Below are 15129 nucleotides of genomic sequence, written 5' to 3'. Positions count from 1 at the left end.
ACCAGAACCAACCACGCTTTCGCCTCTCCCCGTCGGAGAGAGGTCGGATTGCAAAGCAATCCCGGACAGCGCCGCGCCTGAAGCCGGCGCGATCTCAAGCAAAACAACGAACTTTATAAGAGGGCAAGCACGTGGCTGGACGTTTGAAGGGCAAGGTCGCGTTCGTGACAGCGGCCGGACAGGGAATCGGCCGGGCGATCGCGCAGGCTTTTGTCAACGAAGGTGCCAAGGTAATCGCCACCGATCTGGACCTGGCCAAACTGAAGGATCTGAAAAAAGCCAAGATATATGCGCTCGACGCGCGCTCGACCGAGGCCGTCAACGCGCTTGCGGCCAAAGTGATCAAAGAGTTCGGCGCACCGGACATCCTGGCCAATTGCGCCGGCTACGTTCACCAGGGCAGCATCCTTGAATGCAGCGAAGATGACTGGGACTTCTCTTTCGACCTCAACGTCAAATCGATGCACCGCACCTTGCGTGCCTTCGTGCCGGCGATGCTCAAGAACGGCGGGGGCTCGGTTATCAACATCGCCTCCGTTGCCGGTTCCCTGCGCGGCCTGCCCAATCGTTATGTGTACGGCACAACGAAGGCGGCCGTGATCGGGCTGACTAAAGCCATGGCGGCCGATTTCGTTCGCCAGGGTCTGCGCGTCAACGCAATCTGCCCCGGCACCATTCAGTCGCCGTCGCTCAACGAGCGCATCGCAACGAACGCCAAGAAACTTGCCAAATCGGCGAAGGACGTGCGGCAGGATTTTATCGATCGTCAGCCGATCGGCCGTCTCGGCACGCCGGAAGAGATAGCGGCCGGTGCGGTGTGGCTCGCTTCCGACGAGTCCAGCTACTACACGGGCCAAACCATGCAAATCGATGGCGGCATGACGACCTGAACTGCGACGAAAGGCTAATCAACACGCCGGCGGCGCGGGCCGCCGGTGGGCAGGGTCGCCCTTGCCGCAGGCGACATCATATGATGATATCACCTGCGAGTTGCGGTTAAACGCTCGATAATAATGGGCCGAAAATGGCCGGCCGTGAAGACGGGAATAATCCTGCACGCGGTGACGCCTATCAAATCAATTGATTGAGCGTCGGTAGGGAGGGAATGAAATGGCTTCTGTCGCGATCCGCGACGTCCGAAAAGCATTCGGCACGACCGCCGTCATTCACGGCGTCGATATTTCCATTCTTGATGGCGAGTTTGTCGTGCTGGTCGGCCCGTCCGGCTGCGGCAAATCCACGCTGCTCCGTATGATCGCGGGCCTGGAAAATATTACCGGCGGTGAGATCGCAATTGGCGACCGCGTCGTCAATAACGTGCCGCCGAAAGAGCGCGACATCGCGATGGTGTTTCAGAACTACGCGCTGTATCCGCACATGACGGTCGCCGACAACATGGCATTCTCCATGAAGCTGCGCGGGGCGCCGCAAGCGGAGATCGACACGCGCGTCAAGCGCGCCGCGGAAATTCTCGGTCTCAATGCGCTGCTCGATCGCTTTCCGCGCCAGCTCTCCGGCGGCCAGCGCCAGCGCGTCGCCATGGGCCGCGCCATTGTGCGCGATCCGCAAGTGTTCTTGTTCGACGAGCCATTGTCGAACCTCGACGCCAAGCTGCGCGTGCAGATGCGCACCGAGATCAAGGAGCTGCATCAGCGCCTCAAGACCACCACGGTCTACGTCACGCATGACCAGATCGAAGCCATGACCATGGCCGACAAGATTGTCGTCATGCACGACGGCATCGTCGAGCAGATCGGCGCGCCGCTCGATCTCTACGACAAGCCGGCCAATGTCTTCGTCGCCGGATTCATCGGCTCGCCGGCGATGAACTTTCTCAAGGGCAAGGTGCGCATGAACGGCACCGGCATGTTCGAGGGCCCGCAGGGCGTCAAGCTGCCGCTGGTCAACGCGCCGGACAGCGCCAACGGAATCGACGTCATCTACGGAATCCGGCCCGAGCACTTCACGCTGGCCGAGGACGGTTCCAGCGACGGCGCCGAAGCCGAGATCATCGTTATCGAGCCGACTGGCTCGGAGACGCAGGTCTTTGCCAACCTCGGCGGCGAGGAAGTCGTCGCGGTGTTCCGCGAACGTCACCAATTTCAACCGGGCGAGAAGATCCGGCTACGACCAGATCCGCAATATGTGCATCTGTTCGACGCGTCGACAGGCAAGCGCCTGAATTCCTGAAGGCTCGACTAACCAGAAACGACTCAAAGGGAGAGAAACGATGACTGACCTGACACGCCGCAGCTTGGTCAAGGGCGGCACCGCGCTTGGCGCGGCGGCTGCATTGACCGGCCCCGCATTGCTCGACTGGGCGAAAGCCTGGGCCCAAGCCTCACCGTGGAAGCCCGAGAAGGGCGCCAAGCTATCCATGCTGCGCTGGAAGTACTTCGTGCAGTCGGAAGACGACGCTTTCGTCAAGATGATCGACGCCTTCACGAAAGCGACTGGCGTGCCGGTCCAGATCGCCCGCGAATCCTACGAAGACGTGCAGCCGAAAGCCTCGGTCGCCGCCAATACGGGTACCGGACCGGATATCTTCTGGGGTCTGTATTCGTTGCCGCATCTGTTCCCGCAGAAGTGCGTCGACATGACCGACGTCGCGGATTACCTCGGCAAGAAGTACGGCGGCTGGGTCGATAGCGCCGTGAAGTACGGCAAGAACGGCAACAAGTGGATCGCGATCCCGATCTGCTATTCGGGCGCGCTGATCAACTGGCGCGTGGAAGCGTCGAAGAAGGCCGGATGGTCCGCATTCCCAACCAAGAACGACGAATTCCTGGAATACGCCAAAGCGATGAAGGCGCAGGGTACGCCCGGCGGCTTTGCCTTTGGCCATGCATCGGGCGACGGCAACACCTGGCTGCACTGGGCCTTGTGGTCCCACGGCGGACAAACCGTCGACGCCAACGACAAGGTCATCATCAATTCGCCGGAAACGATGAAGGCACTGGAGTTCGCCAAGGCGCTCTATGGCAACATGATTCCCGGCACCGCGTCATGGAACGACGGCTCGAACAACAAAGCCTTCCTCGCCAAGGAAATCCATTGGACCAATAACGGCATCTCGATCTACGTCGCGGCGCAGAATAGCGCCAAGGATGTTGCCGCGGACATGAACCACGCCTACTTCCCGATCGGCCCGGTCGGCAAGACCACCGAGCTGCATCTGATGTATCCGGCACTGGCCATGAACTACACCAAGAACCCGCAGGCCTGTAAGGCGCTGATCGCCTTCATGCTCGAAGCGGACAACTTCAATCCGTGGATTCAGTCGGCAAGGGGCTATCTGACGCACTGCCTGAACGCCTATGACAACAACCCGATCTGGACCGCCGATCCGAAGAACACGCCGTATCGTGACGTCGCCAAACGCTCGCTCACGGCCGGCGGCCTCGGCTCGGTCGGCGAAAAGGCGGCGACAGCCATCGCCGACTTCATCGTCGTCGACATGTTCGCGAACTACGCCACCGGCCGCGAAGACGCCAAGGGCGCAATCGCGATCGCGGAGCGGCAGCTCAAGCGCATCTATCGCTAAGGCGTTACGTCCCGGGTCCGCCGCGCGGGCCCGGGACGTCTCTTTTTATTGGCATGGCAAGCGTCCCACGTGACGGGATGCAGGGCTTGAACCTGATGACCGATGTCGCTTTGAAATCACGCCTGGACAAGCGGCCGATCCAGGAGCCCACCTCCTGGGACCGGCTGAAGACCAACAAGAACTGGCTCGGCCTCTGGTTCATGTTGCCGGCCGGCGCGATTCTGATTTTGTTTCTGGCCTATCCGCTGGGCCTGGGCGTCTGGCTGTCGTTTACCGACGCCAAGATTGGCCGCGCTGGTGAATTCGTCGGGCTGGAAAATTATGAATGGCTGCGGGAGGATTCGACGTTCCTCCTGTCGGTATTCAACACCCTGCTCTACACCACCGTCGCCAGCATCATCAAGTTTGCGGTCGGCCTCTATTTGGCGCTGCTGCTTAACGAACGCCTGCCCTTCAAGGCCATTCTGCGCGCGGTCGTGCTGATCCCCTTCATCGTTCCGACGGTGCTGTCGGCTATCGCCTTCTGGTGGATATACGATGCGCAATTCTCGATCATCTCCTGGTCGCTGAAGCAGATGGGGCTGATCACCACGAATATCGACTTCCTCGGCGACGTCTGGAACGCCCGCTGGTCGACGATCTTCGCCAATATCTGGCGCGGCGTGCCCTTCGTCGCGATCACGCTGCTGGCCGGCCTGCAGACGGTGTCGCCGTCGCTGTACGAGGCCGCCACGATCGACGGCGCCACGCCGTGGCAGCGCTTCCGGTTCATCACTTATCCGCTGCTGACGCCGATCATCGCCGTGGTGATGACCTTCTCGGTGCTGTTCACCTTCACCGACTTTCAGCTCATCTGGGTGATGACCCGCGGCGGCCCGGTGAACGCCACGCATCTGATGGCGACCTTGTCCTATCAGCGCGCGATCATCGGCGGCTCGCTCGGTGAAGGCGCGGCGATCTCGACAGCGATGATCCCATTCCTGCTCGCCGCGATCATGGTGTCCTGGTTCGGCTTGCAGCGTCGCAAATGGCAACAGGGTGGCGACAATGACTGACGTACTCGCGGAAAAAGCGGCGCGCCCGCAGCGCGTTCTGACCGCCAGCCCCGCTGCCGACCACAGCGAGGGCATGAGCTATCTCAACAGCCTGCCGCGCCGGCTGGTGACGCTCTATCTGCCGCTGGGCATCATCATGGTCGTGCTGCTGTTCCCGTTCTACTGGATGGCGCTGACATCCGTGAAGCCGGACGAGCAACTGCTCGACTTCGACATCTACAATCCGTTCTGGACCTGGAACCCGACCTTCAAGCATATCCACAAGCTGCTGTTCGACACGCAATATCCGGTGTGGCTGTGGAACACGATGCTGATCGCGACCTGCGCGACGGCATTGTCGATCTTCGCCAGCGTGCTCGCGGCCTACGCCATCGTGCGGCTGCGCTATCGCGGCGCGCAGTGGGTCGGCGGCGCGATCTTCCTCGCCTATCTCGTGCCGCCGTCGATCCTTTTCATCCCGCTGTCGACGGTCGTGTTCCAGTACGGCTTGTTCGACACGCCCTTCGCCCTGATTCTGACCTATCCGACGATCCTTATTCCGTTCTCGACCTGGCTGCTGATGGGCTACTTCAAGACCATCCCGTTCGAGCTCGAGGAATGCGCGCTGATCGACGGCGCCAGCCGCTGGCAGATTCTGGTCAAGATCGTGCTGCCGCTGGCCGTGCCGGGCCTGATCTCGGCCTTCATCTTCTGTTTCACCTTGTGCTGGAACGAGTTCATCTACGCGCTGACCTTCATATCGTCGACGCAATATAAAACCGTACCGGTCGCCATCGTCACGGCGCTGGTCGACGGCGATGTCTATCGCTGGGGCTCGCTGATGGCCGGCGCGATGATCGGCTCGCTACCGCTGGTCATTCTCTATGCCTTCTTCGTCGAACACTATGTGTCCGCGATGACCGGGGCGGTGAAAGAATAGCGCCTAGCGAAAGATCGCCTTCGTCCGCCTCCACGCGGGCGAAATGGCGAATTCGACGATCGGCAATAGCGTGCCGCCCACCAGAACGCCGATAACGCCGGACATCGCCGCGACCGTCACCCATTCCAGGACAGAGCCGAGCGCCGGCGCCATATTCGCCACCGTATGCGACGCGGCTTCGACGCCAAGATGAATCTGCGGCGGTCCGTAGACTTCCAGGCCGTGCAGAATGATGCCGCCGCCGACCCAGATCATGGCGGCGGTGCCGACGACAATGAGAATATTCAGGAAGACCGGCATCCCCAGCACGAGCGCGCGTCCAACGGCCCGGCTGAATTGGCCCGCCATCGACGGCATTTCGTTGCGTGCCAGCGCGACGCCAACATCGTCGGCTTTTACGATCAGCGCAACCGTGCCGTAGACCGCGACCGTAATGCCAGCTCCCACCACCGCCAGCACCAGAGCCTGGGTCACGATGTTGCCGGCCGGAAGGGCGGCCAGCGTGATCGCCATGATTTCCGCCGACAGGATGAAGTCGGTCTTGATCGCGCTAGCGACCTTTTCATCCTCGAATGACTGGGGATTGAGGGCGACCGTCTCGAGCTTCGCCTCATGGGCGTGCGCATGATGCGGTAGCACCGCCTCGACGACTTTCTCCGTACCCTCATAGCAGAGATAGGCGCCGCCGAGCATCAGGATCGGCGTGATGATCCACGGCACGAAATAGCTGAGTAGCAAAGCGGCCGGCAGCAGGATGAGGAGTTTGTTGCGGAGCGATCCGATCGCGATCTTGCCGACGATCGGCAGCTCGCGCTTGGCGGCAAAGCCGATCACATAGCCCGGCGTCACCGCCGTATCGTCGATGACCACGCCGGCGGCCTTGGCGCCGGCCTTCGCGGCCTGCCCCACGACATCATCGAGCGAGGCCGCCGCCACCTTGGCCAGCGCTGCAACGTCGTCCAGCAGCGCAATCAATCCAATACTCACGGCTTGCACTTTCGCTAAGGAAGTACTCGACCAACTTCTACGTGTCGCGCCGATCGCATGATCGGCGTATCACCCCGGTGGCCAGTATAGACCACTCCTCAAGCGATAATCGACAAAGCTTATATGCTAATCGTGTGCGGCCGTTAGCGGTTCCACAACCCGCCCGCTAGGGCACCGCCTGAAGAGGCGGCCGGAAGGCTCACAACGGGCGCCTTCAGCGAAGCGCGGCGCGAACAAGGGCTTCGCCGACATCGACCTGCGAAGCCACGGCAGGTTCGAGGACTCTACCGACAATGACGAGCACCGGACCTGTCAGTTGCGCCTTGACGATATCGTCATGAAGCGCGCCGATGGCCGACATGACGCGCCGCTCCGATGGGCGCGTTGCGTTCGCGATCGCCACCGCGGGCATTCCCGCGTCGAGACCTGCCGCGATGGCGCGGGAAACGAAGGCCGCCAGCGTCTTAACCGGCATGTAGATCGCCGTCGTTGCCGCGCCGTCGGCAATACTCCGCCAGTCGATGTCGTCCGGCAGTTCGCCGTTGGCAGCATGACCGGTGACGAGCTGCAGGCGGCGAACCTGTCCGCGCCCGGTGAGTGATACGCCCAAGCGGCTGGCCGCGCCCTGAACGGCCGAGACGCCGGGGACGATGTCAACGGAGATCCCGGCCTGGTGACAAGCTGCGATCTCTTCACCGGCCCTGCCGAAGATCAAAGGATCGCCGCCCTTGAGGCGCACCACATGGCGGCCCTGGCGGGCGAGCGAAACCATGATGTCGTTGACGTCGCTCTGCTTGCAGGACGGACCGTGGCCCTGTTTGCCGACCAGGATCTTCCGCGCTTCACGACGAGCAAAATCGAGCACCTCGCCGGAGACAAGATCGTCGAACAAAATCACGTCCGCGGTCTGCAGCGCACGCACGGCGCGCAGTGTCAGCAGTTCCGGATCGCCGGGGCCGGCGCCGACCAGCGTCACCGATCCGGCATCCGCCGCCGGACCAAGCCTGCCGACATTGTGGATGAGTGATGTCAGGTCGTCGTCCGTTGGTGTGCGGCCTGGATTGCCAATCGCCAGTCCGGCAAACAACTGCCAGAACTTGCGGCGCCCCGCGAATGACAGACCGCTCTCTTTGACGCGCGCGCGCCATGCGCGCGCCGCGGCGGCCCAAGCCGCAAAGCCATGCGGCAGCGCCGCCTCGATCTTGGCGCGGACAGCCTGCGCGAAAACCGGCGCGGCGCCGTCGGTCGAAATGCCGACCACCAGCGGCGAGCGGTTCACGATTGAGCCGAAGGAGAAATCGCAATAGTCCGGCTTGTCGATGACGTTCACTGGCGTGCCCGTAGCCCGCGCTGCCGCGGCAAAACGTGCGGCATCGTCATCGTTGTTGCAGGCGCCGACGGCCAGCGTAGTCCCGGCAAAGTCGCCGGCCTGCCAGGCACGCGCGTGCCATGCCACCGTATCGGGCGACGCGACGCCGATGACGGCCTGCATCTCCTCGCTCAGCTCCGCGGCATAGACGGCGACATGGGCTCCCGCCGCCAGCAGAAGCTCGACCTTCCAGGCCGCGCCGGCCGTGCCGCCGGCAACCAAAGCGCGCCGTCCGCTCAGCGCGAAGAACACCGGCAGACGCGCCAGTGCGCCCATGCGCTCGCTGCGTTGCTCTACCGGCTGGCGCGGCACGATCGTCATGCGCTGCGCCTTGCCCTGGTGTTGGCGTGGAAGTCGCGGCCGTTCGACGTCTGCGCCACGAAACCCGCGCGCACGGTGTAATCGCCGAAATGCTCGCCCGCCTGCCGTTCGCGCGCATAAGCCGCAAACACCGGATCGAGCGCGGTGACGATACCGTCATGGTCCAGGCTCTCAGCGTACAGCTTCGACAAGCGCGAACCGTCGAAAGCCGCGCCGAGATAAAGATTGTAGCGACCGGGGCCTTTGCCGACGAGACCGATCTCGGCGAGATAGGGCCGCGCGCAGCCGTTCGGGCAACCGGTCATGCGAATGACGATCTCGTCCGCCGACAGGCCGTGACGCGACAGACTCTCGTCGAGGGCATCCATCAACTGCGGCAGATAGCGCTCGCTTTCCGCCAGTGCGAGACCGCAGGTCGGCAGTGCGACGCAGGCCATCGAATTGCGGCGCAGGCCCGACCAAGGCGCCAGAAGACCGTTAGCCTTGGCGATCTCATCGATCTGCGCCTGCTTTTCGACTGGCACATTGGCAATGATGAGGTTCTGGTTCGGCGTAATGCGGATATCGCCAATGCCGAGCCGCGCGATCTGCCGCAAGGCCGACATTTGCTGCGCGCCAGGCCCGGCATCGCGCAGGCGGCCGTTCTGCACAAACAAGGTCAAATGCGCCTTGCCGTCGTCGCCTTGTGTCCAGCCATAGCGATCACCCATCGAGGTGAAGGCAAACGGCTTTGGAGCTTCAAACTTGATCCCGGCGCGGGCCTCAACCTCGGCGCGGAACACGTCGATGCCGCGATCCTCGACGGTGTATTTCAGGCGCGCATGCTTGCGGCTGGTGCGATCGCCCCAGTCGCGCTGCACCGTCACGACCGCTTCGGCGACGCGGAGCGCGTCTTCCGGCTTGCAGTAGCCGAGCAGATCGGCCGTGCGGGGGTAAGTATCGGTTTCGCCATGGGTCATGCCCATGCCGCCACCGATGGTGACGTTCCAGCCGGTCACGTTGGCGGCGGCATCGACGATGGCGATGAAACCAAGATCGTGGGCGTAGACATCGACATCGTTCGAAGGCGGCACGGCGACGACCGTTTTGAATTTCCGCGGCAGATAGGTCTTGCCGTAGATCGGCTCGACATCTTCTTTCGGTTCGCCGCCAGCGATCTTCTCACCTTCTAGCCAGATCTCGCGATAGGCTGCCGTCTTCGGTGTCAGGTGGTCGGAGATGGCCTGCGCCAATTTGAGCGCCACGCCGTGGGCGCGCGACTGATACGGATTGGGATTGCTCATGACGTTGCGGTTGACGTCGCCGCAGGCCGCAATCGTATTGAGCAGTTGCTTGTCGATCTCCTTCAGCGTTGCCCGCAGATTAGACTTGATGACGCCGTGGAGCTGCACCGTCTGCCGCGTCGTCAGGCGCATGGTGCCGTTGGCATAAGTCCGCGCGACATGATCGAGTGCCAGCCATTGTTCCGGCGTGACCACGCCGCCGGAAATGCGCACACGCAGCATGAACGAGAACGCCTTCTCCATACGCTTGCGGCCGCGTTCGGCGCGCAGGTCGCGATCGTCCTGGAGGTACATGCCGTGGAATTTAACGAGTTGCTGGTCATCCTCGACGATCGCGCCGGTGATGGCGTCCTCGAGGCCTTCGGTCAGGGTGCCGCGCAGATATTCGCTGGCTTCCTTGATGTATTCGTTACGAGCCAGTTCTTTGGTCATATCAGGATTTTCCAGCCACATCGGGGCGCGCTTGGCGCCGCGGGCGATCTCAGTAGGTGTCGGTGAGATAGCGTTTGTCGCGCTCGACTTCTGCGACGGCCGCTTCGGCCGCTTCGGCGCTCAGCGATTTGACGTCCTGATAGGCACGCACCAGCGAGGCGCGCACATCCTTGGCCATCGCCTTGGCGTCGCCGCACACATAGAAATTGGCGCCGCCGTCGAGCCATTCGACGATATCACGCCGGCGCTCCCAGATGCGGTCCTGCACGTAAACCTTTTCGGGCTGGTCGCGCGAGAAGGCGACATCCATGCGCGTCAGGCCGCCGTCCTTCAGCGCCTCCTGCCATTCAAGCTGGTACAGGAAGTCGTGCGTGAAGTGGCGATCGCCGAAGAACAGCCAACTGCGGCCTTTGGCGCCGGCCGCGCGGCGTTCCTGCACAAAGGCGCGGAATGGCGCGATGCCGGTGCCGGGCCCGACCATGATGATGTCGCGGCCATCCGCCGGCAGGCGGAAATGCTTGTTGGAGCGCAGCTTGACGCGAACCTTGTCACCGCGCTTGCGCCGCTCGGCAACGTAGGTCGACGCCACGCCCTTGCGGCTGTGGCCATGCGTTTCGTAGCGCACGGCGGAGATCAGGAGATGGGCTTCCTCCTCGTTTTCGCGGCGGGACGACGCGACCGAATAAGCACGGGGCGCAAGCGTCCGCGTCACCGCACGCAGATGTTCCGCCTTCAGCGCGATCGGAAAGTTCGAAACGAGGTCGATAAGCTGACGGCCCGGAATCCAGTCGCGGGCTTCGCCCTGTTCGATCAGGCCCTTGACGTATTGATGGTTCGTCGCCGTGGCGTAGGTCTCAAGGCTCTTGAGCGATAGCGTATGAATGTCACGCTGCGAGATCAATTCGTCGCGCAGCGCCTTGTCGTCCGACAGCCCGGCGGCCTTCAGCAGCGCATCGACCTCGGCCGGATCGTTCTCGACATAGAGATCGAGCGAGTCCCCCGGCTCGTAAGGCAGCACCGCGTCGGTGAAGCGCAGCGCCAGGTGAACCGTCTCCTTGTCCGAGCGCGACGAATTGAGATTGGTCAGTTCGACGATCTCCGCCTCGACAATGTCAGGCTTGACCGCGGCGGCCTTGCCGAACTCGACGGGAATGATCTTGCCGCGGGCGGCCTCCGGCGGTGCCAATGCCTTGACGACCTTGTCGGTCCAGGCTGCTGCCGGCTTTTCGAAATCGAGATCACAGTCGGCGCGATCGACCACGCGCTTGCCGCCCAAGGCGGCGAGGCGCTCGTCGATCTTGCGGCCGATCGCGCAGAATTCGGCATAGGAGGTATCGCCCAGCGCCAGCACCGCATACTCCACGCCGTCGAGCCGCCCGAAATCGGCGGTCATCAATTCATTGTACTTGGCGGCAACGCGCGACGGCGGCTCGCCCTCGCCCCATGTCGCCGCCACGAAGACCAGTCGCCTGACGGATTTCAGGGAAGTCATGTCAAGATCGGCAAGATCGATAACCGACGGCTTGAGACCGCCCTTGCGAGCGGTGCGCGCAATGTCGTTGGCTAGGCGCTCGGAGTTGCCGGATTCGGTCGCGAACACGATGGTCAGCGGCTCGGCGGCAATGGTGACCGGAGACGCTATTTCCGCGACATCGCCGGACACGGATTCGACCCCCGCGAGGAAGCCCGCCAGCCAGGCTCGCTGTGTTGGGGTAGCGCCGCCGACGACCTGATTGAGAAGTGCGATGTCACCATCGTCAAATGGCGCCGTTTTCGGAATCTGCACCACAGCCATCGAACAACTCACTGCGTCTGGGCGAGGCAGCGCGATCGTCCTGCGCCCGCACTTGCTTGAAGTCGTTAGATAGAAGGCTCGCACGGAAACAGGCAATAGAACCGCTGAAATAAGAAGGAAACCATTGTCTCTGCCGGCATCTCGACAGGAATTTTTCATCGCCTCCACAAAAGCGATCAACCTCGCCTACGCCTCTCCGCCCGTTTGCAGAGCGATAACCATATCGGGCACTGCATGCTCTCGATCACTGGCGCTTGTCGCCACGTGTCGTGCAAGGACCGGTGAAAATGAGCGGAATTTTTCGGCTATCCGGCGACGCGCCGAAGCATGACGCTTCTCCGTTCATCACGGGTTCCGGAACATACTTCCAAATATTCAATTATATCAGGCAGTTCATTGACCAATGCGGATTCACGTATAAAACAATCCATATGGAACGCGCGCATTCGCCGCTTCCCACGTTCTTGCTTTCTCCGATGTCACGCCGCGCCCGCCAGAGACGTTTTCCTCGTTTCCAGTTCGCACGACGCCGTTCGGGGTATGGATCGGTGTCCGATGGAACGACTCGATGAACTCGAAGCGCAAAGCATCTTCATTCTGCGTGAGGCCTTTGCACGCCTGAACAAGATCGCGCTGCTCTGGTCGCTCGGCAAGGATTCGAATGTAATGATCTGGCTGGCGCGCAAGGCCTTTTTCGGCCGCGTGCCTTTCCCGGCCATGCATGTCGACACCGGCAAGAAATTTCCCGAGATGTATGCCTTTCGCGATCGCTATGCGAAGGAATGGGGTCTCGACTTCATCGCCGAAGAGTGCCCGCCGATCGACGCCATCGACCCCTCATTGCCGCCCGCGGCGCGGTCCGCAGCGCGCAAGACGGAAGGCCTCAAGCTGGCCTTGGCCAAGCACGGCTTCGACGGCGTGATCGCCGGCATCCGCCGCGACGAAGAGCCGACCCGCGCCAAGGAACGCGTGTTCTCGCCGCGCGGCGCCGAAGGCATCTGGGATGTGCGTGACCAGCCACCGGAATTCTGGAACCACTTCAACGCCTCGCCGCCACCGGGCGCACATCTGCGCATCCACCCGATCCTGCATTGGACCGAGGCCGATATCTGGGCCTATACGCGGCGCGAGAGCATCCCGATCATCCCGCTCTATCTGAGCAAGAACGGCCAGCGCTACCGTTCGCTCGGCGATATGGACATCACCTCGCCTGTCGCATCCGATGCGAGTTCGATCGACGAGATCATCGCTGAACTCGATTCCACCAAAGTGCCCGAACGCTCCGGCCGCGCCATGGATCATGAATCCGAAGACGCGTTCGAACGCCTGCGCACCGCCGGATATCTCTAAGGTCACCCCCTCCATGAACGTTCTGGTCTCCCCGCAATCCGTCGCCAGCCTCAAGACGGATCAGGCAACCCGCATCGTCATCGTCGGCGACGTCGATCATGGCAAGTCGACGCTGATCGGCCGGCTGCTCTACGAAACTGGCAGCCTGCCGGACGGCAAGTTCGAAAGCCTCAAGGCCATGAGCGCACGGCGCGGTATGCCCTTCGAATGGTCGTTTCTGCTCGATGCCCTGCAGACCGAACGCGACCAAGGCATCACCATCGACACCAGCCAGATCCGCTTTCGCACTGCACTGCGCGATTTCGTGCTGATCGACGCGCCCGGCCACATCGAGTTCCTGCGCAACATGATCACCGGCGCGGCCCAGGCCGACGCCGCTCTCCTGCTCATCGATGCTGTCGAAGGCGTTCGCGAGCAGACCCGGCGCCACGGCTATCTCCTGCATCTTTTAGGCATCCGGCAGGCGGCGGTCATCGTCAACAAGATGGATCGCGTCGGTTACAGCGCCGAACGTTTTCGCGAGATTGCTGATGAAATCGGCACCTATCTTGGCGCGCTCGATATTGAGCCGGTCGCCGTCGTGCCGATCTCGGCCCGCGAGGGCGACGGCATTACGGTCAAAACGCCGGCCATCGCCTGGCACGACGGCCCGACCGTCACCGAAGCACTCGACCAACTCACCGTGGCGCCACCGCTTCAGGACCTCGACCTGCGCCTCCCCGTCCAGGCCGTCTACAAATTCGACGACCGGCGCATCATTGCCGGCCGCATCGAAAGCGGCCGCATCGCGGTTGGCGACGAGATCGTCGTTCTTCCGGGCAACAAATCCGCGCGCGTTAAATCCATCGAAGGCTGGCCCGTGGCCAATGACGCGCATACGACATCGAGTCTCGAAGCCGGCCGCTCAGTCGGTGTGACGCTTGATCGTGAACTTTTCATCGAGCGCGGCCACATCCTGGCGCTCGCCAGCGCGCCGGCTCCTGTCGTCAACGGCATTCGTGCGCGGATATTCTGGTTGCATTCGCTACCGCTGGCGGCGGGCACGCCGATTGTGGTGCGGTCGGGCACAGCGGAAATCCGCGGCCGTGTTTCGGCCATCGTCAATTCGCTCGATCCTGCCGACCTGCAATCGGCCGGCATCGACATCATCTCGCAGAACCGCATCGGCGAGGTCGATATCGCCCTCGCGACACCGGCCGCGCTCGACACCTTCACAAATAATCCATTGACCGGTCGCTTTGCCATCGAAATCGATGGCCGCATTGCCGGCGGCGGCATCGCCGTCGATGTGAAGCGCGTCGGGGCAGGCCATCGCAACACAGAAAACCTGCAAAACCGTGTCGCTGCCCTGCTGCCCCGCCTCCAGGCACAAACCGCCGCCGAGCGGCTGGCCAGCTTGCGCGACGCCATCGACGGCCGGATCGTTTTCACGACCAGCTTCGGCATCGAGGATCAGGCCATCCTGCACATGATCGCCAAAGGCAGTCTCGATATCGACATCGTCACCCTCGACACCGGACGCTTGTTCCCGCAGACCCACGATCTCTGGGCCGAAACGGAACGTCACTTCGGCATCCGCATCAAGGCATTTTACCCGCGTCACGATGAGCTCGAAACGCTTGTCGAGCGTCAGGGCATCAACGGCTTTTACGAAAACCGGGAGGCGCGGCAGGCCTGTTGCTTCGCACGCAAGGTCGAACCGCTCGATCGCGCGCTGGCAAATTCAGCGGCGTGGATCGCCGGACTGCGCGCCGATCAGTCGACCAACCGGCAGGACATGGCGCTGATCTCGGCCGACAAGGCGCATGGCCTCATCAAGCTGAGCCCGCTGTTCGACTGGTCGCGCGAGCAGGTCGCCGCCTTCACGTCGGCGAACGGCATCCCGGTGAACGCGCTGCACGACAAGGGCTTTGCCTCGATCGGCTGCGCGCCCTGCACCCGCGCGTTGCGTCCCGGCGAGCCGGAGCGCGCCGGGCGCTGGTGGTGGGAAGACGAGACGAAGAAGGAGTGCGGCCTGCATCTTGGCCGTTAAGGGCATCGATCTCGGCCGGACACGCTAACGCCGCGCGGCGGG

The 15129-nt window shown here is 62.6% G+C and carries 11 protein-coding genes; 7 read left to right on the top strand and 4 right to left on the bottom strand.

The annotated features are described in order from the left end of the window. Positions 1–131: 131 nt before the first annotated feature. From DXH78_RS07020 to DXH78_RS07000, 5 genes are all read left to right on the top strand, one after another. Positions 132–890 (top strand): SDR family oxidoreductase, encoded by a 759-nt coding sequence (locus tag DXH78_RS07020; protein ID WP_115516375.1) that lies wholly within the window; start codon positions 132–134, stop codon positions 888–890. Positions 891–1110: 220 nt separating this feature from the next. Next, on the top strand, positions 1111–2190 hold the full coding sequence (locus DXH78_RS07015; RefSeq protein WP_115516374.1) for an ABC transporter ATP-binding protein: 1080 nt from the start codon (positions 1111–1113) through the stop codon (positions 2188–2190). A 40-nt stretch (positions 2191–2230) separates the two neighbouring features. After that, the gene (locus DXH78_RS07010; RefSeq protein WP_115516373.1) at positions 2231–3544 is read left to right on the top strand and encodes an ABC transporter substrate-binding protein; all 1314 of its coding nucleotides are present in this window, start codon (positions 2231–2233) and stop codon (positions 3542–3544) included. A 95-nt stretch (positions 3545–3639) separates the two neighbouring features. Then, complete coding sequence (locus tag DXH78_RS07005; protein ID WP_168192728.1) at positions 3640–4599, top strand: carbohydrate ABC transporter permease; 960 nt, start codon at positions 3640–3642, stop codon at positions 4597–4599. Further along, positions 4592–5518 (top strand): carbohydrate ABC transporter permease, encoded by a 927-nt coding sequence (locus tag DXH78_RS07000; protein WP_115516371.1) that lies wholly within the window; start codon positions 4592–4594, stop codon positions 5516–5518. Before DXH78_RS07005 ends, DXH78_RS07000 begins: the two co-directional genes overlap by 8 nt. Positions 5519–5521: 3 nt before the next feature. On the opposite strand, the gene DXH78_RS06995 is transcribed toward DXH78_RS07000, so the two are convergent. From DXH78_RS06995 to DXH78_RS06980, 4 genes are all read right to left on the bottom strand, one after another. Further along, on the bottom strand, positions 5522–6505 hold the full coding sequence (locus tag DXH78_RS06995; RefSeq protein WP_115517770.1) for a DUF808 domain-containing protein: 984 nt from the start codon (positions 6503–6505) through the stop codon (positions 5522–5524). A 214-nt stretch (positions 6506–6719) separates the two neighbouring features. Next, on the bottom strand, positions 6720–8195 hold the full coding sequence (gene cysG / locus DXH78_RS06990) for a siroheme synthase CysG (protein ID WP_245416756.1): 1476 nt from the start codon (positions 8193–8195) through the stop codon (positions 6720–6722). After that, positions 8192–9931, bottom strand: coding sequence for an NADPH-dependent assimilatory sulfite reductase hemoprotein subunit (locus tag DXH78_RS06985; protein WP_210209517.1), 1740 nt, complete (start codon positions 9929–9931; stop codon positions 8192–8194). Before DXH78_RS06985 ends, cysG begins: the two co-directional genes overlap by 4 nt. A 28-nt stretch (positions 9932–9959) precedes the next feature. After that, on the bottom strand, positions 9960–11705 hold the full coding sequence (locus DXH78_RS06980) for a diflavin oxidoreductase (RefSeq protein WP_115516369.1): 1746 nt from the start codon (positions 11703–11705) through the stop codon (positions 9960–9962). A 540-nt stretch (positions 11706–12245) separates the two neighbouring features. Here DXH78_RS06980 and cysD point away from each other — a divergent pair. Both cysD and DXH78_RS20070 read left to right on the top strand, forming a co-directional pair. Next, entirely contained in the window at positions 12246–13055 is an 810-nt protein-coding gene (gene cysD / locus DXH78_RS06975) for a sulfate adenylyltransferase subunit CysD (RefSeq protein ID WP_115516368.1), read from the top strand. Between the two features lie 13 nt (positions 13056–13068). Next, positions 13069–15087 (top strand): phosphoadenylyl-sulfate reductase, encoded by a 2019-nt coding sequence (locus tag DXH78_RS20070; protein WP_115516367.1) that lies wholly within the window; start codon positions 13069–13071, stop codon positions 15085–15087. Positions 15088–15129: the final 42 nt, after the last annotated feature.

Origin of the sequence: Undibacter mobilis (assembly GCF_003367195.1) — a bacterium.
In the GTDB taxonomy this organism is placed as follows: Bacteria; Pseudomonadota; Alphaproteobacteria; order Rhizobiales; family Xanthobacteraceae; genus Pseudolabrys; species Pseudolabrys mobilis.
Note: the sequence above shows the minus strand (reverse complement) of the source record. Positions and strands in the feature narration are given on the sequence as shown.